Below are 20,882 nucleotides of genomic sequence, written 5' to 3'. Positions count from 1 at the left end.
TCATTTCAATGCGTGCGTTACAGCCAGCGTTCTCAGGAAGGGAACAGATCGCTCAGCTTCATCGCCAGCATCATGTCGCCTTCGGTGCGCAGGTTGCCGCTCATGAAGGCCTGCATGCCGTCGGTGTCGCCGCTGACGATGCCTTCCAGTGTTTCGCCGTTCATGACCAGGGTCACCTGGGCGTCAGGGTTTTCGCCTTCCTGCAGTTCACAGGTGCCGTCTTTGACGATCAGCGAGAAGTGTTTGCTGTCATCGATACAGAAACCGAATACCAGGTCCAGGCCGGCAGCAGCGGCTGGGTTGAATTTGGCTTTCATTGCTTCTACGGCTTTAGCTACGTCAGTCATGGTTTCGATCCTTTAGGGTAGAGTCCAGCGACCTTGGGGTCACGGTTGGCCGCACTTCATCGGAAAGTGATGAGCTGCGGCGCCTTCAACAGTTGCAAGTGGGTATGACTGTTGAAGGAAGCCAGTGCCACCTCGCGACCGCGGAATTTCAGCTGGTTGAGCGAGGTGTTAACAATTTGCCAGTTCAGTTCGAAGGCCTGGGCGGCCGGCATCCGGGTAATCAGGTGGAGCAGGGCGGTAATAGTGCCGCCGGAGGTAAACACGGCGATCTTGTGCGTGTTGTCGGCCGCTTCCAGCAGACGCTGCAGGCCACCCTGGACGCGCTCGACAAACCCCAGCCAGCTTTCCAGCCCCGGCGTATCGTAAGTGCCGGCCACCCAGCGCTCGATGATCAGGGCGAAGATGCGCTGGAATTCGCTGCGGTTCTGCGCGGCGTTGCGCAGGATGTCCAGGGCGTCGGGTTCGCGGGTGAGCAGGTCGGGGAGCAGGGCGCGGATGATCGCGTCGGCGTCGAATTCGTTGAAGGCGCTGTCGACTTCCAGGGCTGGAACCGCCAGGCCGAGGGCGCTGTATTGATCGAACGCGGCCGTGGCGGTGTGCTGCTGGCGGCGTAGGTCGCCGGCGACGCAGCGGTCGAACGTCACGCCCATGTCTGCCAGGTGGCGACCGAGGATTTGCGCTTGTTCCACGCCGACGGGCGACAGGACGTCATAGTCGTCTGCACCGAAGGAGGCCTGGCCATGTCGAATCAGATAGATGCTGCCCACGTCCGTTTTCCCGGTACGTTGAAAGTCTGGCGAGGTTATGAGGATGCCTGCGAGCTGTCAATGAAAAAACATACGCTTGTTTTAAAAGCGTGTTAGAGCGCCTGCCTGCTGGCGGTTTGAGCACTGGCTCCCCGGCGGTCCCGTCGGTATGCTTGGGCGATCCGCGCCTGGCGCCGTGCATTGTTAAGGAGACACATGGATTTTTTGGCTGAATACGCGAGCTTTCTGGCGAAGACCGTCACCCTGGTGGTCGCGATTCTGGTGGTACTGATCAGCTTCGCGGCACTGCGCAGCAAAGGCCGTCGCAAATCGGCTGGCCAGTTGCAGGTCAGCAAGCTGAATGATTTCTACAAAGGCCTGCGCGAGCGCCTTGAATCGACCGTGCTCGACAAGGATCAGCTCAAGGCCCTGCGCAAGTCTGAAAGCAAAGCCGAAAAGAAGAACAGCAAAAAGAAACCCGAGGCCAAGCCACGGGTGTTCGTGCTCGACTTCGACGGCGACATCAAGGCCTCGGCCACCGAGAGCCTGCGTCATGAAATCACTGGCTTGCTGAGCCTGGCCACGCCCAAGGACGAAGTGGTGCTGCGCCTGGAAAGCGGCGGCGGCATGGTTCACAGCTACGGGTTGGCGTCGTCGCAACTGGCGCGGATTCGCCAGGCGGGCGTGCCGTTGACCGTGTGCATCGACAAGGTCGCGGCCAGCGGCGGCTACATGATGGCGTGCATTGGCGAGAAGATCATCAGCGCACCGTTCGCGATCCTCGGTTCCATCGGGGTGGTGGCGCAGTTGCCCAACGTCAACCGCCTGTTGAAAAAGCACGATATCGACTTTGAAGTGCTGACCGCCGGCGAATACAAACGCACCCTCACCGTGTTTGGCGAAAACACCGAGAAGGGCCGGGAGAAGTTCCAGGAAGACCTGGACATCACTCACCAGTTGTTCAAGAACTTCGTGTCGCGCTATCGCCCGCAGCTGGCGATCGACGAAGTGGCGACCGGGGAAGTGTGGCTGGGTGTTGCAGCCCTCGACAAGCAACTGGTCGACGAGCTGCAAACCAGCGACGAATACCTGGCCACCAAGGCCAAGACCGCCGAGGTATTCCACCTGCATTACTCTGAGCGCAAGAGCCTGCAAGAGCGCGTGGGCCTGGCGGCCAGCGGTTCGGTGGACCGCGTGCTGCTGACCTGGTGGAGCCGGTTGACCCAGCAGCGGTTCTGGTAAGCCTCTTTGGGGTATAGGTAATACCTGTGGGAGGGGGCTTACCCCCTCCCACATTTAGTTCGGTGTGGGTATCGGCTTGCGCATCAGCCTCCCCACCACCAGCGCTCCGAGCAATCCCAATAACCCTGCCACCCACAACACCCCGCTGAACCCGTCCACAAACGCCTGCCGCGCCAGCGGTTGCAGCCTCACCCGCGCCGCCTCGGGCACCAGGTTCAGCGCCGCCGGCATATCACCCGCCACCACCCGCGAAGCGATTCCCGCCACCTGCGCCTGCCATTGCGGGTCGATACTTGCGCGCAACAGCTGTTCGCTGTGGCTGCTCAGCAGTGCCCCATACACGCCGATGGCCAGCATGATCGCGCTGAAGCGCATGGTGGTGCTCATGCCCGAGGCCATCCCCGCACGCTCCCGTGGCACGCAGGCCATGATGTTTTTCTGCGTATCGCCGTTGAGCAAACCGGCCCCGGCCCCGGTGACTGCAATCGCCAGGGCAAAGGGCAGGTAGCCGCCGACATTCAGCGCCCAGGCGCTCAACAGGTTGCCGCAGCCGACGAGGGTCAAACCGCTGGCCATCATGGTCGCCGGCGCCAAGCGTTGCGCCAGGCGTGCGCCGATCCGTGGGCCAATCAGCATTGTCAGCGCGAACGGCAGCATGCCCAGGCCCGAGGCAATCGCGGAAAAGCCCAGGCCGTTCTGCAGGTAAAACGGCAGCAACGTCATCATCACCTGGGCGCAGCCGGCGTAGGCGAACATGCCCAGCAGGGCGCCGATAAAGCGCGGGTGACGGAACAGTTGCAGGTCGACCATCGGCCGCTGTTGCAGCCGCTCGACCAGTACGAACACGCCCAGGAGCAACCCGCCACCGAGCAGGCGCGCGTAGGTCAGCGGGTTGTCCCAGCCGATGCGGTTGGCCTCGATCAACCCCCAGATCAAACACAGCAGGCTGGCGCTGAACGCCAGGCTGCCCCACGGGTCGAGCCGCGCAGCCAGGGTATCGCGGGACTCGGGGATGGCGTGCAGCACCAGCGCCATCAACCCCAGGCCCACCGGCAGGTTGAGGTAGAAAATCCAGCGCCAGCCCAGGAACTCGGTGATCAAGCCGCCGAGGGTCGGTGCGGCGGTCATTGCCACGCCCATGCACGCGCCCCAGAACGCCCAGGCCTTGGCCCGCTCCACTTCGTCGTGGAAGGTGTGGCCAATGGAGGCGAGCGCCGAGGTGAGCAGCAGCGCGGCACCGACGCCTTTGACGGCGCGCGCGATATCCAGCCACAGCGCGCTGGGCGCGGCGCCGCAGCCGAGGGAGGCGAGGATGAAAATACCCAGGCCCCAGATCAGGCTCCTCTTGCGGCCGAAGCGGTCGGCGACGCTGCCGGCGGGCAACAACAGCGCGGCGAAGGCGAGCATATAGGCGCTGACCACCCACTCGATATCCGCGAAGTTGGCCCCCAGGTCGCGGGCGATACTCGGCAGGGTGACGGCGACGATATTGGTGTCGAGCACGATCAGCGAGCAGACGCCGGAAGCGGTCAGCAGTGTCAGGTGTGGACTGACCCGGCTCATGCTGTAATTACCCTACAGGCAATATGGAAAAGGCAGTTGACGGACATCGCAAGGGCTCTCTACTGTTGAAGTACCTTGAGCTTATCCCCGCACGCTGCTGCCTTTGTTAGCCACGGCGAAGCACTTCATTACCTTTGAGCTAATCCTCGTATGGACATCCGCCATTTTCGCTACTTCCTGGCCGTGGCCCGACAGCGCAACTTCACTCGCGCCGCCGAGCAGTTGGGCATCGCCCCGCCGACCTTGAGCCGGCAGATCCAGGACATGGAAACCAGCCTGGGCACGCGCTTGTTTATCCGTCAGCAGCGCGAAGTCAGCCTGACCGAAGCCGGCGCCGCGCTGCTGGTCGAGGCTGAAGCCACCGTGCGTCAATTCGAATTTGCCCAGCGCAGTGCCCAGCGTGCCGGGCGTGGCGAGACCGGCCACATCGAATTGGGCTACGTGGCTTCGGCGGTGTATTCCGGGTTGTTGCAGCGACAAATGCACGGGTTCAGCCAGGCGTTTCCCGACGTCAGCGTGAACGTGCGCGAATGTGCGATGGCGACCTTGCCCGGCGCGGTGGCGGATGGGCGCTACGACATAGGCTACATCCGTTCGCCGATGACGTTGCCCGACGGCGTGGAGGCGGTACGCCTGCACCGCGAAGGTTTCGTGTTGGCGCTGCCCCAGGATTCCTGGTTACTGGGCTTGAAGGGCATCGGTTGCGAGCATCTGCAAAACGAGACGTTTATCCTGCCGGAGCAGATCAGCGGCACGTTGCACGTCGCCGCCCAAGGCGGTTATGCGCCGCGCCTGGGGCCGCAGCCGGGCGGGTTGGTCGCGGTGGTGGCATTGGTGTCGTTGGGGCAGGGCGTGGCCGTGGTGCCGGCGTCGGTGGTCGGGCATGTGAGTCTGCCGGGCGTGGTCTATCGCAGTATCCAGGGCAGTGAGGCGGCGTCGTGGCTGTCGTTGATTCACCGGCGCTTCGAGCAAGCGCCGGCGGTGGCGCGGTATATCCAGCAGGTCAAACAAGCGCCAGCCTGAAGCGTTACACCAGCCGCGGCTGCACGGAATCGGCCAGGCGGGTGAGGATCAGGCAGCACGACACCGCGCCGGCATCCAGCACGCCCAGTGAGCGTTCGCCCAGGCGGCTGGCGCGGCCGATCTTGGCCACCAGGTCCTTGGTCGAGTCGCGCCCCTGTGAGGCGGCGGTTTTCATCGTGTCGAGCGCATCGCCGAAGGACGCCCCCTGTGCATGGGCCCGCTCGAACGCTTCGACCGCCGGGATCAAGGTGTCCATCAGGCACTTGTCACCCACGCCGGCCTCGGTGATGTCCTGCAACGAGGTCAGGCCGCCGCGCAGCAGGTGAGCGAAGGTGGCCGCGTCGATGTCTTCGCAGCCGCGCACTTCATCGGCCATGCCGATAAACAGGCTGCCGTACAACGGCCCCATGGAGCCGCCGATGCCTTCCATCAGGCTCAGGGTCAGTTCGTCCAGGGCTTCGGCCAGGCTCAGTTGGCGGCCTTCGATCGAGCGCCCGCAATGGGCGAACCCCTTGGCCATGTTGATGCCGTGGTCGCCGTCGCCAATCGCGCCGTCGATTTCGCTGAGGTACTCACGGTTGGCCACGATCACGCTGACCAGGTCGGCGACGATGGCGCTGCCATCGCGGGTGGAAAAATGCTCGCTCATGGTTCACTCCGCCTGGGTCATGCCGATGGAACGGCAGGGTTGGTCGATCAGGGTTTTCAGCTCGGTGTCGAGGCCGAGCAGGGTCAGGGTCACGCCCATCATTTCCAGGGACGTGAAGTAGTTGCCCACGTAGCAACGGTGGATCTTCAAACCCTTGGCGGTGAGTTGGCGTTCCACCTCGGCGTAGAAAATATACAGCTCCATCACCGGCGTGGCGCCGAGGCCGGAGACCAGCACCACCACGCTGTCGTCCTGGCTGAAGTCGCGGTCGGCGAGGATCGGCGCGAGCATGCGCTCGGCCATGGCGGCGGCGGGTTCGATCGGGATGACTTCGATGCCCGGTTCGCCGTGATGGCCGATGCCCAGTTCCATCTGGCCGTCCGCAATCTCGAAGTTCGGCTTGCCCACGGCGGCAATGGTGCAGGGGGTGAGGCCGATGCCGATCGAGCGGCAGTGGTCGACGGCTTTCTGGGCGACGCGGATCACACCGTCGAGGTCGTAGTGCTGGGCAGCGGCGGCACCGCCGATCTTCCACATGAAGATTTCCCCGGCCACGCCGCGCCGCTTGGCGATCTCGGCCTTGGGCGCGGACGCCACGTCGTCGTTGGCGACCACGGTGCGGATACGCATGTCTTTGCTGGCGGCCATTTTCATTGCCAGCTTCACGTTCATGTTGTCGCCGGCATAGTTGCCGTACAGGCAGGCCACGCCGGCGCCGTGGTCGGCGGCGCGGAACGCATCGAAGAAGCTCTTGGCGGTGGGCGAGGAAAAGATCTCGCCGACGGCCACGGCGTCGACCAGGCCGGGGCCGACGTAGCCGAGGAAGGCCGGCTCATGGCCCGAACCGCCGCCGGTGACGATGCCGACGCAGCCTTGGCCCGACGGTTTGGCTTTGACGATGACCCGTGGATTGGTTTCGTACTGGCGCAATTGCGGATGCGCGACCAGGATGCCGCGCAGCATGTCCTCGACCACGTGGTCCGGATCGTTGATGACTCGATTCATAACGCGGGTTCCTGTGTTCTTGTTTTATGGGTTCACAGCTGTTCAGTGTGGGAGGGGGCTTGCTCCCGATGGCGGCGTGACAGTGAGCTCATCAATTACTGAGCCACCGCTATCGGGGGCAAGCCCCCTCCCACATTGGGATGTGTGGTGTGCTTAGGGTTCGAGGACGACCTTGAGTGATTTGTCGCCTCGTTCCATCACCGCAAACGCTTCCTTGAAGTCCGCCAGGGCGAACTTGTGGGTCACCACGTCACGCATGTCGATCTTGCGGTTGCCGATAAAGTCGATGGCGCGCGGGTACATGTACGGCCCCAGGTGCGAGCCGAGGATGTCCAGTTCCTTGCGGTCGCCGATGATCGACCAATCCACCGTAGCCTCGTCGTTGAACACGCTGAACTCAACGAATCGCCCGAGTTTGCGCAGCATCGCCAGGCCCTGGTTGACGGCCTTGTGATGACCGGTGGCTTCGATATAGATGTCGCAGCCGTAGCCGTCGGTGATTGCGCGGATCTTCGCCAGCACGTCCACCTCGGCCGGGTTCCACACTTCGTCGGCGCCCATGCGCAGGGCGAGGGCGGCGCGTTCGGGTTTCATGTCCAGCACGATCAGCTTTTTCGGATTGCGCATGCGTACCGCGCCGATGATCCCCAGGCCCAGAGTACCGGCGCCGGCGACCACCACCACGTCGTCGAAATCCACATTGGCGCGTTCCGCCGCGTGCAGCGAGCAGGCCAGCGGTTCGATCAGGATCGCCTCGTCCGGCGCAATCGAGTCCGGCACTTTATGGATGATGCCTTCCTTGGTGAAGATCATGTACTGCGCCATGGCGCCCTGCACATTGTTCTGGAAGCCATACAGGTCGTGTTTCTGGCACATCCAGTACTGGCCGTGGTTGCAGAAGCGGCAGCCCCAGCACGGCACGATCTGTTCCGAGATCACCCGGTCGCCGACCTTCACCCCACGCTTTTCCGCGCCGGGGCCGAGGGCCACCACGCGGCAGACGAATTCGTGGCCGGGGATCATCGGCGGTTTGACGTAGCGCGGTTGTTCGGCGTCGCCCCAGAACGACGGGGCGCCGCGATAGGTCTTGATGTCGCCCATGCAAATGCCGCACAGCTCGACCTTGGTGAGGATTTCATCGGGGCCGGGGGTGGGCACGTCGACGGTTTCCAGGCGGTAGTCTTCCGGGCCATGGCAGACCACGGCCTGCATGGTTTTCGGGATGATCGGGGTGAGTTGCTCGGGCGTGCGTTCGGTAACGGTGGACATGACAAAACCTCACGACAAATAGATGAATTATTGAATGCTGTAGCCGCCGTCGATCACCATGTTGGCGCCGGTGATCATTTGCGCCGCGTCGCTGAGCAGGTACAGCGCCAGCCCGGCGATTTCTTCCGGCTGGGCAAAGCGGCCCGCCGGGATCTGCAATTTGGCCCGTTCGCCGACTTCGCCGGCCCAGGCCTGCTTGCCCAGCGCGGTCTCGACGATGGTGGGGGAGATGGCGTTGACGTTGATCTGTGGCGCCCATTCCATGGCCAATACCTTGGTCATGCCGACGATGGCCGCTTTGCTCGCGCAATACGCGACATGCCGGTCCAGGCCGATCACCGCGGCCTGGGAGGCCAGGTTGACGATGCGCCCGCCGCCCTGGGCGAGCATGTGCCGGGCGCAGGCCTGGGCGACGAAGAAGCTGGCCTTGAGGTTGATGTCGAGGGTGGTGTCCCAGGCGCTTTCGCTGACGTCGATGGCCTTGTCCAGCAAGGCCACGCCGGCGCTGTTGATCAGGTAATCGAGGCGTTGGAAGTGGGCGAAAACCCGGTCGACGCTGTGTTGCACCTGGTCGATCTGGCTGAGGTCGACGGTAATGCCCAGATGCTCGGCGCCGAGGCCGGCGGCCACGGCCACCACCGCCGGGTCGCGGTCCAGCAGTGCCACCCGCGCGCCGCGTTCGACCAGCAGGCTGGCGCAGGCCAGGCCGATGCCGGTGGCACCACCGGTGATCACCGCGCAACGGCCGGTGAGGTCGAAGGCTTGGTTCCAGAATCCAGACATGAATGACTCCTCTTTTAATAGCACTGGAGATTCAATGTGGGAGGGGGCTTGCCCCGATGGCGGTGTGTCAGTCACCTGATCTATCACTGGTGCACCGCTATCGGGGGCAAGCCCCCTCCCACATTTGCTCCCACATTTGCTCCCACACTAGAGTGTGTTTCAAGCCAGTAGTTACTTGCCGCCGCTGACTTGTTGGTACAGCGCGTCGGCATTGGCGTTGGTCACCGGCACCCACGGCAGGATGTAGGTCTTGGCGGTGCCGTCGGCCCATTTCACGTCCTTGGCATAACGTTCCCAGATCACCGATTGCGGTTTGTAGTCCTTGCCGGCGAGGGCGCGCAATGCCACGTCCAATGCGCCTTGGGACTGGGCCTGGGCGTCCTGGAGGAAGGTGGTGACTTCGTCTTTCTTCGCCGCCTGGATCGCATCCGGCATACCGTCGATCGAGGTAACGGGCACGTCCTTGGAGGTCAGGCCGTGGGACTTCAGGGCCTGCACAGCGCCCAGGGCCATGTCGTCGTTCTGCGCGATCACGCCGTTGATGCCTTTGGGGTGGGCGTTGAGCCAGTCTTCAGTCAGCGCCAGGGCTTGGGCGCGGTCCCAGTTGGCGGTTTTTTTCTCGATGATCTTGATGCCGGGGTGCTTGCCCAGCACTTCCAGCTCGCCTTTTTCCCGGTCGATCTGCGCCGACTGGCCAATCGGGCCCTGGATGATCACCACGTTACCCTTGCCGTTGAGCTTGTCGACCATGGCCTGGGCCTGCAGGCGGCCGCCTTCGACGTCGTCGTTGCCTACATATGGCACGGCGGCGTCGGCCACTTTGGTGTTGGAGGCGATCACCACCACGTCGTTGCTCATGGCCTGCTTCACGCTGCCGACGCCGGCCTTGGTGTCGATGGGCACGAACAGGATCGCGTCGTAGTGTTGGGTCACCATGTTTTCGATCTGGTTGTTCTGCGTCAGGGCGTCGTAATTGCCGTCGAACACGGTCAATTGCACGGTGCCGTCCTTGACCGCCGGGTGTTCCTTGAGCTCGCGAACCCAGTTCTGCATGAACTGGCCCTTGAGGCCGTAGACGGCTGCGCCGACCTTGTAGGTCTTGCCGTCGGCGGCCACGGCGATACTGCTGGCGAGCAGGGAGAGGGCCGCCACGGCGGCCAAGGTGGTACCAAGTTTCATGAGGGGAACTCCGTTATTGTTGTAGTTGGGTCGTTCTCTAGCGTTTTTTCTTGCGCCACACGTCGATCAGTACTGCGAACACGATGATCAGGCCCTTGGCGACCTGCTGGTAATAGGACGACACGCCGAGCAGGTTCAGCCCGTTGTTGATCACGCCGATCAACAGCGCGCCGAACAGCGTGCCGACAATGCTGCCGGTGCCGCCCGACAAGCTGGTGCCGCCGATCACCACGGCGGCAATCGCGTCCAGCTCATAGGACACCCCAGCCTGGGGCAGGGCGGAAGTGGTGCGCGCCGACAACACCACGCCGGCCAGTCCGGCGAGCAGGCCCGAGACCACGTACACCGAAAACATCACCTTGCGCACGCCGATGCCGGAGGTGCGCGCGCTCTTTTCATTGCCGCCCACCGCGTACACATAGCGGCCGTAAGTGGTGTAGCGCAGCACCATCCAGAAGATCAGCGCGACCACGGCAAAGATGATGATGGGGATGCCGATCGGGCCGATCTTGCCGATGCCCAGCGCCAGGTAGGCATCCGGCAGGTCGGTGATCGGGCTGCCGTCGTTGAGGATGAAGGTCATGCCGCGCGCAATGCTGAGCATGCCGAGGGTGGCCACGAACGGCGGGATCGACAGGTTGGCGACCATGAAGCCATTCACCACGCCGAGCATCGCCCCGGCGAACATCCCGGCGCTCACCGCCGCCAGCAGGCCGTAGCCCTGGGTCGCGACCATCGCGCTGCACAGCCCGGCAAACGCGAGGATCGAACCCACGGACAGGTCGATGCCCTTGGTCAGGATCACGTAGGTCATGCCCACGGCGAGGATGCCGTTGATGGAGGTCTGGCGCAGGATGTCCATCCAGTTGCGCCAGGTCATGAAGTATTCGCTGGAAAATGCCATCACCACGCACAGCAGGATGAACACCAGCGGCAGGCCGAAGCGGTCGAGGGACAGGCGCAGGCGATTGCGCGGCGCGGCGGTGATGGAGGTGGCTGGGGTGGACAGGGTTTTGGCATTCATGAGGCAAGACTCAACAAGGCTTCCTGGGAAAGGGCGGTGTCGGTGCTGATGGTCACCAGCCGGCCGCCTTTGAATACGGCGATGCGATCGCTCAAATGCAGCAGTTCCGGGGCTTCCGACGACACCACGATGGCGGCGCCGCCGGCACGCACGAACTGGTCGAGCAGGTGGTAGATCTCCTGCTTGGCGCCTTCGTCGATGCCGCGAGTGGGCTCGTCACACAGCAGGCACACCGGTTCGGTCGACAGGCATTTGGCGAGCACGACTTTCTGCTGGTTGCCGCCGCTCATGGAGGCCACCGGCAGTTCCAGGGAGGCGGTCTTGATCTGCAGGCGCTTGACCATGTCCTGGGCCAAGCGGGTTTCCTTGCGCGCGTTGATCAGCGACCAGCTCGACAGGCGTTTGTAGGCCGACAGGGCGATGTTCGACAGAATGCTGCCGGTCAGCACCAGGCCGCTGTCTTTGCGGTCTTCGGTGACCAGCGACATGCCGGCGTCGATGGTTGCCTTGGGCTGCCCGATCGGCATGGGCTTGCCTTGCAGGGTGACGTTGCCGGAATCGGCTACCGTCAGCCCGTAGATGCAATTGAGGAACTCGCTGCGCCCCGAACCCATCAGGCCATAGATGCCAAGGATCTCGCCCTGGCGCAGTTGCAGGCTGATGTCGTGGAACTCGCCTTTACGGCTCAGGTTATCGACCTGCAGGCAGGTGGCGGCGGCGCATTCGCGGCCGACCTTGTGGTCGATGCGCGTCAGTTCCTGGCCGACGATGCCGCGCACCAAATGGTCGCGGTCGATATCCGCCATGCGCCCGCTTTCCACGAAGGCGCCGTCGCGGAAGATGCTGTAGTCATCGGCAATCTGCGCCAGTTCGCTCAGGCGGTGCGACACATACACGATGCCGGCGCCACGGGCGGTGAGGCGGCGGATCGCCTTGAACAGGGTCTGCGCTTCGTGCTCGCCGATGGCCGAAGTGGGTTCGTCCATGATCATCACCTGGCAGTCATGGCTGAACGCCTTGGCGATTTCCACCAGTTGGATCTGCGCCACGCTGAGGCGGTGCATCGGGCTGCTGGCGTCGACGTCGAACTCCAGGCTTTCGAGCAGCTCGCGGGTGCGCCGGTTCAGGGCCTTGTTATCGACGATGCAGCCGGCACGGCGTGGTTCGCGGCCCAGCCAGATATTTTCGGCGACGGTCATGTAGGGGATGGGTTCCAGCTCTTGGGTGATCATTGCGATCCCCGATGCCAGGGCTTCACTCGGGCGGTTGAACTGCACCGCTGTGCCGTTGAGCAGGATGGTGCCGGCGTCGCGCGGGGTGATGCCCATCAGGATGCTCAGGAACGTCGACTTGCCCGCGCCATTACCGCCGCACAGGGCGTGGACGCTGCCGGCACGCAGAGAGAGGCGCCCGTCACGCAGGGCAGGGATACCGGCGTAAGCCTTGGCGACGTGTTCAGCCTGGAGCAGTAATGGCGTGGCCATCGGCGTGTCCTCGTGCTGTGAATTCTTATTAGGTCGCACAGTCATGTTTCGCTGTGAGCATATGTGTATCAAATGAAATTCTGATCAGTCAATCTCTTTCATGTAAAAGCTGGGATTCTGATGTTTTTCGCCAATAACGCCTTTCTAGACCGCTTTGACTGCCGGGTCAGTTAAATCATGCTTGACAGAGAGGGGGTGATGCCCGCGAAATGACTGAACGATATTTCACTGAGTGATCATCTGATCAGTCATAAGTACGACCTCGGCAGCGGAGCCAGACGCCATGAACACACCTTTCCCGGTGGCTATCGGATGCGATGAAGCGGGTTTTGAGCTCAAAGAGCTGTTAAAGCGCCATATCGAGACGCTGGGCTACCCGGTGACCGACTTCGGCACCCATTCCACCGCGCCGGTGCTCTACCCGGACATCGCGCTGGCCGTGGCCAATGCCATCAATGCCGGGCAGCAGCGCCTGGGCGTGCTGGTGTGCGGCACCGGGATCGGCATGGCCATCTCGGCGAACAAGGTGTTGGGGATTCGCGCGGCGCAGGCCCATGACACCTACTCGGCGGAGCGCGCGCGCAAGAGCAACGATGCACAGATCCTGTCCATCGGCGCACGGGTGATCGGCGCCGAGCTGGCCAAGAGCATCGTCACTGCATTCCTGGCCTCGGAGTTCGAGGCGGCGCGTTCCGGGGCCAAGGTCGCGCGCATCAATGCGATCGAGCGCGATGGGCATCAGTAGTGGACGTGGCGGGGCAAGAGTCGGGAGAATGTGCCTTTGACGCCGAAACGGAAGCCCGTCCCCATGAGTGACAGTAGCCAGCGCATTGCCAGCGATATCGATCAGATGACCGAAGTGGCGATGCTCTATTACCTCGAAAACGTCACTCAGGAAGCTATTGCCAAGCGCTTTGACCTGTCGCGGGCAAAAGTCAGCCGCCTGCTCAAACGTGCGCGCGATGAAGGCATTGTCGAAGTGCGCGTGTTGCAGCACCCGGCGATGAACAATGAGCTGGAACGCGCCTTGGTGGAGCGCTTCAAGCTCGACCGCGCCCTGATCGCCGTCGACCACAGCGACCCCGACACCCAGCGCTCGGCCGTCGCTAGCCTGGTGGCCAATTACCTGAACAAGACTTTGAGCGACGGCATGATCGTCGCCGTGGGCATGGGGCGTAATGTTGGCGCGGTGGCCGATAACGTGTTCCTGCCGGTGACGCGCAATTGCACATTTGTCTGCGCCATCGGCGGTTCGCTCAAGGCTGGCGAATACATGAACCCCGACCATATCTGCCGGCGCCTGGCCCTGCGCTTTGGCGGCGAGAGTGAAAGCCTGTACGCGCCGGCCCTGGTGGCCAACCCGGAACTGCGCGGCGTGCTGATCAATAACGACACGGTGCGCTCGACCCTCGATCGGGCGCGGCGTGCCGACATTGCGCTGATCGGCATCGGCGACATGAGCGAGAACAGCAACATGGTACGCATGGGCTGGTTCTCGCCCCAGGAGATTGCCCAGGCGCGGTTGTCCGGCACGGTGGGCGACATGATGGGGTATGACTTTATCGATATCCACGGGCAGCCGGCGGTCAACGCCATCCAGGGGCGGGTGATCGGGCTGACGGTGCAGGAGTTGTTCCGGATTCCGGATGTGGTGGCAATTGCCAGCGAGAACACCAAGGCGGCGGCCACGTTGGGGGCGTTGCGGTCGGGGGTGATCAACACCCTTGCGACCACGGTCACGAATGCTCATACCATATTGGCGCTGGATGAAGCGACCCGTAAAGCCTGATACGCCACAGGTCAAGGTGTGGGAGGGGGGGTGCGACGATTTGACTTGCTCCCGATAGTGGTCTTTCAGTTACATATATGCTGGCTGATACACCGTCATCGGGGGCAAGCCCCCTCGCACATGGAGTTTGGGGACAGGTTTTGTAATGGTTTTGTGTTGTAGGGAATTTGTATTTCGAATGTAGGATTGAGGTCCTTTTGTTATTTCAGGACTTGCATGAACGCCCTTTCGGAGCCCCCCAGTCGTCTTTCCCCAAGACAATCGTTGTTGCTGTTCCCGCTGAAGCGCCCCGTATTCCAATGGCTAACCCTTTCCCGGTCCCCTGACCGCGCTTTGCCGTGCCCGGCATTCTGAACACTGATAAAGAGACTCTATAAATGGAATGGTTAGCGGACCCTACGGCCTGGCTTGGCCTGTTGACGTTGATTGTGTTGGAACTGGTGCTGGGCATCGACAACCTGGTGTTTATCGCGATCCTGGCGGACAAGTTGCCACCGGAGCAGCGCGACCGTGCGCGGTTGATCGGCTTGTCCCTGGCCTTGCTGATGCGCCTGGGCTTGCTGGCGAGTATTTCCTGGTTGGTGACCCTCACCCAGCCGTTGTTCGAGGTGTTCGACAAGAGCTTCTCCGGGCGTGACCTGATCATGCTGTTCGGCGGTGTGTTCCTGTTGTTCAAGGCCACCATGGAATTGCATGAACGCCTTGAGGGTCATGTGGCGCAACGCTCGGGCAATGTGGCCTATGCGATGTTCTGGCCGATCGTCGCGCAGATCGTGGTGCTCGACGCGGTGTTCTCCCTCGACGCGGTGATTACCGCCGTGGGCATGGTCGATGAGCTGGCGGTGATGATGATCGCGGTGGTCATTTCCATCGGGCTGATGATTGTCGCGAGCAAACCGCTGACCCGCTTCGTCAACGCGCACCCGACGGTGATCATGCTGTGCCTGGGCTTCTTGATGATGATCGGTTTCGCCCTGACCGCCGAAGGCCTGGGCTTTCATATTCCGAAAGGCTACCTGTACGCGGCGATTGGTTTCTCGATCCTGATCGAGGTGTTCAACCAGATTGCCCGGGCCCGACGCAAGAAGTCGGCGCAAGGCGTGTTGCCCGTGCGTGAGCGCACCGCCCACGCGGTGATGCGCTTGCTCGGCGGTCGCAGCCTGGCGGAGGACGAGGTGGGCGAAGAGGTGGCTGACCTGCTGGGTGAGCCGGATGTGACTCAGGGCCCGCTGTTCGACCGACGTGAGCGCGTAATGATCAGCGGCGTGCTGCAACTGGCCGCGCGGCCGATCCGCAGCTTGATGACGCCGCGGGCCAAGGTCGACTTTATCGATTTGGCGGACGATCGCGACACTATCCGCCTGAAACTGATGCGTTCGTCCTACTCGCGCCTGCCGTTGATCCGCAACGGTGCTGTCGATGAGCCATTAGGTTTTGTGCATAAGAAGGAATTGCTCAAGGATTACCTGGCCGGTAACGAACCGGACCTTGAGCAACTGGCGCGCCGGGCAATCAACTTGCTGGCGAGTTGCTCGATCCTCAACGCCCTGGAACAGATGCGCCAGGCCTCGACCCACATCGCCTTCGTGATCAACGAGTGCGGTGAGTTCATCGGCGTGTTGAGTATGACCGATATTCTTGAGTCCATTGCCGGTGAGTTGCCGGACGCCATGGTTCATGCAGGTTTTCCGGGGGCTGGTGCAACAGGCGTGACCGGATAGGCTTGGGTGTACTGCTCGAAGGCGCTTTCCAGTGCGTCTTCGGCAAGGCCGGGGAGGGCGTCGAGCAGTACCTGGTCGCGGTAGATCAGCAGCATCGGAATGCGGTCGACACGCGGATGCCTGGGCGTGTTGACGCAGTCAAGGATCAAGACTTTGGCCTGGTCCTTGTAACGCTCGCTGATTCGCATGAAGCGCGGCATCGCATCACTGCACGCGGTGCAGTCATGTGACATGAACACGATAAATACAGGCTGCGGGGTATTCAGTTCCCGTTCAAACGCAGCCTTGTCCTCAACCACCGCGTTGACATAGTTCACGAGGGCTTCTCCCTGTTGCACCTGCGCTTACGCTAGGTGGGAAGAACGCCTGCGTCTACTGTCAATCTTCACAGGTCGCTCGCACGCCCGTCAGAACCCGTTCAAGTGCGCGCACTGCCATGGTGCGCGGTAACGCCAGGCTGGTGCGCCCAGGTGAGCCTGTCACCGCAGTGTGGGGCCTTGGGTAGCAAAGGGATTACACCTGCTGGCGATACGCCTTGTGCCGCATGAATGTTTATCTCGCTGATTTAAAACGAGTTTATTCCCAACCTATTTTCCCGCTCGTGCGTATGGCACACTTTCTGCTATCTATTCCGTTGTTACATACTAAGTTCCGGTATAGCGGAATACACAACTCCTGGAGTGCTTGTCATGCATCACCGACCTTCCGTGTTCAAAGCGTGTGTTTTTCTCTTCGCCGCATCGGCTTCCCTCGCAAGCACTGTGCAGGCGGCGGGCAGCAAGCTCGATGATGTGCTCAAGCGTGGGCATCTGATCGTGGGTACAGGCAGTACCAATGCGCCGTGGCACTTCCAGGGAGCGGATGGCAAGTTGCAGGGGTTTGATATCGACATCGGCCGCATCGTGGCCAAGGGCTTGTTCAACGACCCGAGCAAGGTCGAGTTTGTGGTGCAGTCCTCCGACGCGCGGATTCCCAACCTGCTGACCGACAAAGTCGACATGAGTTGCCAGTTCATTACCGTCACCGCCAGCCGTGCGCAGCAGGTGGCGTTTACCCTGCCGTACTACCGCGAAGGCGTCGGCCTGCTGCTGCCGAACAACAGCAAATACAAGGAGATCGAAGACCTGCAGGCCGCCGGCGACGGCGTCACCGTGGCCGTGCTGCAAAACGTCTACGCCGAAGAACTGGTCCACCAGGCGCTGCCCAAGGCCAAGGTCGACCAGTACGACAGCGTCGACCTGATGTACCAGGCGGTGAACTCCGGCCGCGCCGATGCGGCCGCCACCGACCAGTCTTCGGTCAAGTACCTGATGGTGCAGAACCCCGGCCGCTACCGCAGCCCGGCGTATGCCTGGAGCCCGCAAACCTACGCGTGCGCGGTCAAGCGTGGCGACCAGGACTGGCTGAACTTCGTCAACACCGCGCTGCACGAAGCCATGACCGGTGTCGAATTCCCCACCTACAAGGCCTCGTTCAAGCAATGGTTCGGCGTCGACCTGCCGGAGCCGGCGATTGGTTTCCCCGTCGAGTTCAAGTGATTCGTGAAAACCGGGGCGCCGCGAACGGCGCCCCCATCAGGTACTGTCGACCATGAACTATCAGTTGAACTTTGCCGCCGTGTGGCGCGACTTCGACACCTTGCTGGCGGGGCTGGGGCTCGGCCTCGAATTGGCGCTGCTGTCGATCGCCATCGGTTGCGTGATCGGCCTGCTGATGGCGTTTGCCATGCTGTCCAAGCACCGCGCGCTGCGCCTGTTGGCCTCGGTGTATGTGACGGTGGTGCGCAATACGCCGATCCTGGTGCTGATCCTGTTGATCTACTTCGCCTTGCCCAGCCTGGGTATCCGCCTGGACAAGATCCCGTCGTTCATCATCACCCTGTCGCTGTACGCCGGTGCCTACCTGACCGAAGTGTTCCGCGCCGGGCTGCTGAATATTCCCAAGGGCTTGCGCGAAGCCGGGTTGGCCATCGGCCTGGGCGAGTGGCGGATCCGCGCCTATATCACCGTGCCGGTGATGCTGCGCAACGTACTGCCGGCGCTGTCGAACAACTTCATTTCGCTGTTCAAGGACACCTCGCTGGCCGCCGCGATCGCGGTGCCGGAGCTGACCTATTACGCCCGCAAGATCAACGTCGAAAGCTACCGGGTGATTGAAACCTGGCTGGTCACGACCGCGCTCTACGTGGCCGCCTGTTACCTGATCGCCATGCTGCTCCGTTACCTGGAGCAGCGTCTGGCAATCCGTCGTTAGAAGAGGCTCGCATGTACCAATCCCCCAGCTGGCTGCATGAGTTGTGGATCGCCCGGGACACCCTCTGGGCCGGGTTCCAGGCCAGCGTCTATGTCTCGGCGCTGGCGATTATCTTCGGCACCCTGATCGGCATCGTCGCCGGGTTGATCCTGACCTACGGCAGATTCTGGATGCGCCTGCCGTTTCGTCTGTATGTCGACCTGATCCGTGGCACGCCGGTGTTTGTGCTGGTGCTGGCGTGTTTCTACATGCTGCCGGCGCTCGGTTGGCAGATCAGCGCGTTCGAGGCCGGTGCGGTCGGGCTGACGCTGTTCTGCGGCTCCCACGTCGCGGAGATCGTGCGCGGCGCGCTGCAAGCCATTCCCCGCGGGCAAATGGAAGCGGGCAAGGCGATTGGCCTGACGTTCTACCAGTCCCTGGGCTACGTGCTGTTGCCCCAGGCGCTGCGGCAGATTTTGCCGACCTGGGTCAATTCCTCCACGGAAATCGTCAAGGCCTCGACCCTGCTGTCGGTGATCGGCGTCGCCGAGTTGCTGCTCAGCACCCAGCAGGTGATCGCGCGCACTTTCATGACCCTGGAGTTCTACCTGTTCGCGGGTTTTCTGTTTTTTGTCATCAACTACGCCATCGAGTTATTCGGGCGCTACATTGAAAAGCGGGTGGCCTTGCCATGAACCAACCTCAAACGACCCAACCGCTGCTGGACATTCGCGGCCTGCGCAAACAATACGGCACGGTGGAAGTGCTCAAGGGCGTCGACCTGTCCATGCAGCGCGGCAACGTGGTGACGTTGATCGGCTCCAGCGGCTCGGGCAAGACCACGCTGCTGCGCTGCGTCAACCTGCTCGAAGAGTTCCAGGGCGGTCAGATCAGCCTGGATGGCGAGTCCATCGGCTACAGCGACATCGCCGGCAAGCGCGTGCGCCACCCGGAGCGGGTAATCGCCCAGCACCGCGCCATGACCGGCATGGCCTTCCAGCAGTTCAACCTGTTCCCGCACCTGACGGCGCTGCAGAACGTCACCCTGGGCTTGTTGAAAGTTAAGAAAATGCCTAAGGACGAAGCCGTGGCCTTGGCGGAAAAATGGTTGGACCGTGTAGGGCTCCTGGAACGCCGCAATCATTTCCCCGGCCAGTTGTCCGGCGGCCAGCAACAGCGCGTGGCCATCGCCCGTGCGATTGCGATGAACCCCAGCCTGATGCTGTTCGACGAAGTCACCTCGGCCCTCGACCCGGAACTGGTGGGCGAAGTGCTCAGCGTGATCAAGGGCCTGGCGGAAGAGGGCATGACCATGTTGCTGGTGACCCATGAGATGCGTTTTGCCTACGAAGTCTCGGACAAAATCGTCTTCATGAACCAGGGGCGCATTGAAGAACAAGGCTCGGCGAAGGACATCTTCGAACGCCCGCAGTCGCCGCGCCTGGCGGAATTCCTGAAGAACATTCGTTTTTAACTGTCAGTCAAGGAGCACTATTTATGAGCATTACTCGTTACGGCACCGGCAGCACCGCCGGCGGCGGCCAGCCTCGGCCTTTCGCCCGCGCGGTGGAAGCGGACGGCTGGCTCTACGTCTCGGGCCAGGTGCCAGCGGTGGACGGTGAAATCATCAGCGGCGGCATCGTCGAGCAAACCCGCCAGACGATGCGCAACGTGGTGGCGATTCTCGAAGAGGCTGGCTACGCCTTGAACGACGTGGTGCGCGTCGGCGTGTGGCTGGAAGACCCACGGGATTTCTGGAGCTTCAACAAAGTCTTCGGCGAATACTTCAGCCCCGAACACGCCCCGGCACGTGCCTGCGTGCAGGCCAACATGATGGTGGATTGCAAGGTCGAGATCGATTGCGTGGCCTACAAGAAAAAGGGCTAAATGCCCCACTCTCAAGACCACATCAAATCCAATGTGGGAGGGGGCTTGCCCCCGATAGCGGTGTATCAGCAACAGATGTGTCCACTGGCACACCGCCATCGGGGGCAAGCCCCTCCCACAGTGGACCTGCGCCAGCCCTACCATTTCGAGCGGACCGAAACTTCCATGACCGAAGACACCATCAAACGCCGCGCCAAAGGCCTGGACCGTGCATTCGACATCCTCGATTTCCTCAAGGAAGTCGGCCAGCCCCTGCGCCCGAATGATATCGCCAGCGGCATCGGCAGCCCCAAGTCCACGGTCTACGAGTTGGTCGCCTCCTTACTGGAACGCCGCATCCTGGAAACCGTGGGCAAGGACGGGCACGTCTACCTCGGCCGTCAGCTGTACTTCCTCGGCCAGGCGCACCTGCGCCATTTCGACCTGACCCGCGAGGCCGACCACGCCTTGCAGGCAATCGTCAGCCAGACCCACGAAACCGCGCAGATGTGCCTGCTCAACGGGCGCAAATACACGGTGGCGCTGATGCGTGAAGGCGAGCGGCATTTCCGGATTTCCTCGGACATCGGCGAAAACGCACCGATCCCGTGGACCGCGTCCGGGCGTCTGTTGCTGGGGCATTTGAGCGACCAGCAGATCGTCGACCTGATCGACACCGACGATTTCATCCTGCCGGACGGCCAGCGCTTGCCGCTGGAGACCTTCCTCGCACAGATCCGTCAGGCCAGCGTCGATGGCTTCTTTTCCTTCGACAGCGTGGCCGACACCTTTACCCATTGCTTTGCCGCCCCGGTCCGGGACGCGCAGGGCGTCAGCATTGCGACCCTGTGCATCGTCGCGCCCCGCGCCGATGCCAGTAAAAACTACAACGACTACCGCCGGGTGTTGATCGAAAGCGCCAACAACCTGGCCCGTCGCATCAACGAATAGGAGCAGTTC

Annotated in this window: 21 protein-coding genes and 1 pseudogene; 11 read left to right on the top strand and 11 right to left on the bottom strand. The window is 62.3% G+C overall.

Going from position 1 to position 20,882, the window contains the following annotated elements:
* Window positions 1-32: 32 nt before the first annotated feature.
* Window positions 33-347: an SCP2 sterol-binding domain-containing protein gene (locus tag RGV59_RS23395; protein WP_046487128.1), complete on the bottom strand. Its 315-nt coding sequence runs from the start codon at window positions 345-347 to the stop codon at window positions 33-35.
* A gap of 56 nt (window positions 348-403) precedes the next feature.
* Window positions 404-1,114, bottom strand: a complete 711-nt coding sequence (locus tag RGV59_RS23390) for a histidine phosphatase family protein (protein ID WP_017846668.1) — start codon at window positions 1,112-1,114, stop codon at window positions 404-406.
* A gap of 195 nt (window positions 1,115-1,309) precedes the next feature.
* On the opposite strand from RGV59_RS23390, the gene sohB reads away from it, so the two are divergent.
* Window positions 1,310-2,335, top strand: coding sequence for a protease SohB (sohB, locus tag RGV59_RS23385; RefSeq protein ID WP_046383102.1), 1,026 nt, complete (start codon window positions 1,310-1,312; stop codon window positions 2,333-2,335).
* A 54-nt stretch (window positions 2,336-2,389) separates the two neighbouring features.
* Here the strand turns inward: sohB and RGV59_RS23380 are convergent, their stop codons facing one another.
* Window positions 2,390-3,898 (bottom strand): MFS transporter, encoded by a 1,509-nt coding sequence (locus RGV59_RS23380; RefSeq protein WP_126586725.1) that lies wholly within the window; start codon window positions 3,896-3,898, stop codon window positions 2,390-2,392.
* Window positions 3,899-4,048: 150 nt separating this feature from the next.
* Between RGV59_RS23380 and RGV59_RS23375 the strand changes: the two genes are divergently transcribed.
* Window positions 4,049-4,921 carry a LysR family transcriptional regulator gene (locus RGV59_RS23375; protein ID WP_046383104.1) on the top strand — a complete coding sequence of 291 codons (873 nt, stop codon included), beginning with the start codon at window positions 4,049-4,051 and terminating at the stop codon, window positions 4,919-4,921.
* A 4-nt stretch (window positions 4,922-4,925) separates the two neighbouring features.
* Here RGV59_RS23375 and dhaL read toward each other — a convergent pair whose 3' ends face one another.
* The 7 genes from dhaL to RGV59_RS23340 all read right to left on the bottom strand — a co-directional run bounded on the left by dhaL (window position 4,926) and on the right by RGV59_RS23340 (window position 12,314).
* Complete coding sequence (dhaL, locus tag RGV59_RS23370) at window positions 4,926-5,570, bottom strand: dihydroxyacetone kinase subunit DhaL (protein WP_126586723.1); 645 nt, start codon at window positions 5,568-5,570, stop codon at window positions 4,926-4,928.
* Window positions 5,571-5,573: 3 nt separating this feature from the next.
* Window positions 5,574-6,575, bottom strand: coding sequence for a dihydroxyacetone kinase subunit DhaK (locus tag RGV59_RS23365; RefSeq protein ID WP_017846663.1), 1,002 nt, complete (start codon window positions 6,573-6,575; stop codon window positions 5,574-5,576).
* A gap of 153 nt (window positions 6,576-6,728) precedes the next feature.
* Window positions 6,729-7,844, bottom strand: coding sequence for an MDR/zinc-dependent alcohol dehydrogenase-like family protein (locus tag RGV59_RS23360; RefSeq protein WP_046383106.1), 1,116 nt, complete (start codon window positions 7,842-7,844; stop codon window positions 6,729-6,731).
* 27 nt (window positions 7,845-7,871) lie between these two features.
* Complete coding sequence (locus tag RGV59_RS23355) at window positions 7,872-8,627, bottom strand: SDR family oxidoreductase (RefSeq protein WP_126586721.1); 756 nt, start codon at window positions 8,625-8,627, stop codon at window positions 7,872-7,874.
* 171 nt (window positions 8,628-8,798) lie between these two features.
* Window positions 8,799-9,806 (bottom strand): substrate-binding domain-containing protein, encoded by a 1,008-nt coding sequence (locus tag RGV59_RS23350; RefSeq protein WP_017846660.1) that lies wholly within the window; start codon window positions 9,804-9,806, stop codon window positions 8,799-8,801.
* Window positions 9,807-9,843: 37 nt separating this feature from the next.
* Window positions 9,844-10,830, bottom strand: coding sequence for an ABC transporter permease (locus RGV59_RS23345; protein ID WP_017846659.1), 987 nt, complete (start codon window positions 10,828-10,830; stop codon window positions 9,844-9,846).
* Entirely contained in the window at window positions 10,827-12,314 is a 1,488-nt protein-coding gene (locus RGV59_RS23340) for a sugar ABC transporter ATP-binding protein (RefSeq protein WP_046383108.1), read from the bottom strand. Before RGV59_RS23340 ends, RGV59_RS23345 begins: the two co-directional genes overlap by 4 nt.
* A gap of 283 nt (window positions 12,315-12,597) precedes the next feature.
* Here RGV59_RS23340 and rpiB point away from each other — a divergent pair, with 283 nt between their 5' ends.
* The 3 genes and pseudogenes from rpiB to RGV59_RS23325 form a co-directional block, all read left to right on the top strand.
* Entirely contained in the window at window positions 12,598-13,059 is a 462-nt protein-coding gene (rpiB, locus tag RGV59_RS23335; protein ID WP_017846657.1) for a ribose 5-phosphate isomerase B, read from the top strand.
* A gap of 63 nt (window positions 13,060-13,122) precedes the next feature.
* Window positions 13,123-14,103 carry a sugar-binding transcriptional regulator gene (locus RGV59_RS23330; RefSeq protein ID WP_017846656.1) on the top strand — a complete coding sequence of 327 codons (981 nt, stop codon included), beginning with the start codon at window positions 13,123-13,125 and terminating at the stop codon, window positions 14,101-14,103.
* A 377-nt stretch (window positions 14,104-14,480) separates the two neighbouring features.
* A pseudogene (locus RGV59_RS23325) lies at window positions 14,481-15,773 on the top strand (TerC family protein); the annotation flags it as partial.
* Window positions 15,774-15,778: 5 nt separating this feature from the next.
* Here RGV59_RS23325 and RGV59_RS23320 read toward each other — a convergent pair.
* Window positions 15,779-16,141 (bottom strand): thioredoxin family protein, encoded by a 363-nt coding sequence (locus RGV59_RS23320; RefSeq protein ID WP_046487241.1) that lies wholly within the window; start codon window positions 16,139-16,141, stop codon window positions 15,779-15,781.
* A gap of 372 nt (window positions 16,142-16,513) precedes the next feature.
* Here RGV59_RS23320 and RGV59_RS23315 point away from each other — a divergent pair, with 372 nt between their 5' ends.
* From RGV59_RS23315 to RGV59_RS23290, 6 genes are all read left to right on the top strand, one after another.
* A complete protein-coding gene (locus RGV59_RS23315; RefSeq protein ID WP_017846653.1) occupies window positions 16,514-17,362 on the top strand; it encodes a transporter substrate-binding domain-containing protein in 849 nt (282 codons plus the stop codon).
* Window positions 17,363-17,414: 52 nt separating this feature from the next.
* Window positions 17,415-18,077 (top strand): amino acid ABC transporter permease, encoded by a 663-nt coding sequence (locus RGV59_RS23310; protein ID WP_017846652.1) that lies wholly within the window; start codon window positions 17,415-17,417, stop codon window positions 18,075-18,077.
* 11 nt (window positions 18,078-18,088) lie between these two features.
* Window positions 18,089-18,751, top strand: coding sequence for an amino acid ABC transporter permease (locus RGV59_RS23305; protein WP_126586719.1), 663 nt, complete (start codon window positions 18,089-18,091; stop codon window positions 18,749-18,751).
* Window positions 18,748-19,530 (top strand): amino acid ABC transporter ATP-binding protein, encoded by a 783-nt coding sequence (locus tag RGV59_RS23300; protein ID WP_017846650.1) that lies wholly within the window; start codon window positions 18,748-18,750, stop codon window positions 19,528-19,530. Before RGV59_RS23305 ends, RGV59_RS23300 begins: the two co-directional genes overlap by 4 nt.
* A 23-nt stretch (window positions 19,531-19,553) precedes the next feature.
* Complete coding sequence (locus RGV59_RS23295; protein WP_017846649.1) at window positions 19,554-19,943, top strand: RidA family protein; 390 nt, start codon at window positions 19,554-19,556, stop codon at window positions 19,941-19,943.
* Between the two features lie 165 nt (window positions 19,944-20,108).
* Window positions 20,109-20,873, top strand: a complete 765-nt coding sequence (locus RGV59_RS23290; RefSeq protein ID WP_126586717.1) for an IclR family transcriptional regulator — start codon at window positions 20,109-20,111, stop codon at window positions 20,871-20,873.
* Window positions 20,874-20,882: the final 9 nt, after the last annotated feature.

Origin of the sequence: Pseudomonas sp. FG1 (assembly GCF_034313875.1) — a bacterium.
GTDB classification, from domain to species: Bacteria; Pseudomonadota; Gammaproteobacteria; order Pseudomonadales; family Pseudomonadaceae; genus Aquipseudomonas; species Aquipseudomonas veronii.
The sequence above is the reverse complement of the archived record's forward strand: the minus strand, read 5'-3'. Positions and strand labels throughout refer to the sequence as shown.

Excerpts from the sequence above, each read along its gene's own strand:
- rpiB (WP_017846657.1), top strand. The coding sequence starts at position 12,598 with ATGAACACACCTTTCCCGGTGGCTATCGGATGCGATGAAGCGGGTTTT.
- sohB (WP_046383102.1), top strand. The coding sequence starts at position 1,310 with ATGGATTTTTTGGCTGAATACGCGAGCTTTCTGGCGAAGACCGTCACC.
- RGV59_RS23355 (WP_126586721.1), bottom strand. The coding sequence starts at position 8,627 with ATGTCTGGATTCTGGAACCAAGCCTTCGACCTCACCGGCCGTTGCGCG.
- dhaL (WP_126586723.1), bottom strand. The coding sequence starts at position 5,570 with ATGAGCGAGCATTTTTCCACCCGCGATGGCAGCGCCATCGTCGCCGAC.
- RGV59_RS23340 (WP_046383108.1), bottom strand. The coding sequence starts at position 12,314 with ATGGCCACGCCATTACTGCTCCAGGCTGAACACGTCGCCAAGGCTTAC.
- RGV59_RS23375 (WP_046383104.1), top strand. The coding sequence starts at position 4,049 with ATGGACATCCGCCATTTTCGCTACTTCCTGGCCGTGGCCCGACAGCGC.
- RGV59_RS23305 (WP_126586719.1), top strand. The coding sequence starts at position 18,089 with ATGTACCAATCCCCCAGCTGGCTGCATGAGTTGTGGATCGCCCGGGAC.
- RGV59_RS23395 (WP_046487128.1), bottom strand. The coding sequence starts at position 347 with ATGACTGACGTAGCTAAAGCCGTAGAAGCAATGAAAGCCAAATTCAAC.
- RGV59_RS23345 (WP_017846659.1), bottom strand. The coding sequence starts at position 10,830 with ATGAATGCCAAAACCCTGTCCACCCCAGCCACCTCCATCACCGCCGCG.
- RGV59_RS23290 (WP_126586717.1), top strand. The coding sequence starts at position 20,109 with ATGACCGAAGACACCATCAAACGCCGCGCCAAAGGCCTGGACCGTGCA.
- RGV59_RS23315 (WP_017846653.1), top strand. The coding sequence starts at position 16,514 with ATGCATCACCGACCTTCCGTGTTCAAAGCGTGTGTTTTTCTCTTCGCC.
- RGV59_RS23360 (WP_046383106.1), bottom strand. The coding sequence starts at position 7,844 with ATGTCCACCGTTACCGAACGCACGCCCGAGCAACTCACCCCGATCATC.
- RGV59_RS23310 (WP_017846652.1), top strand. The coding sequence starts at position 17,415 with ATGAACTATCAGTTGAACTTTGCCGCCGTGTGGCGCGACTTCGACACC.
- RGV59_RS23330 (WP_017846656.1), top strand. The coding sequence starts at position 13,123 with ATGAGTGACAGTAGCCAGCGCATTGCCAGCGATATCGATCAGATGACC.
- RGV59_RS23365 (WP_017846663.1), bottom strand. The coding sequence starts at position 6,575 with ATGAATCGAGTCATCAACGATCCGGACCACGTGGTCGAGGACATGCTG.
- RGV59_RS23300 (WP_017846650.1), top strand. The coding sequence starts at position 18,748 with ATGAACCAACCTCAAACGACCCAACCGCTGCTGGACATTCGCGGCCTG.
- RGV59_RS23350 (WP_017846660.1), bottom strand. The coding sequence starts at position 9,806 with ATGAAACTTGGTACCACCTTGGCCGCCGTGGCGGCCCTCTCCCTGCTC.
- RGV59_RS23380 (WP_126586725.1), bottom strand. The coding sequence starts at position 3,898 with ATGAGCCGGGTCAGTCCACACCTGACACTGCTGACCGCTTCCGGCGTC.
- RGV59_RS23295 (WP_017846649.1), top strand. The coding sequence starts at position 19,554 with ATGAGCATTACTCGTTACGGCACCGGCAGCACCGCCGGCGGCGGCCAG.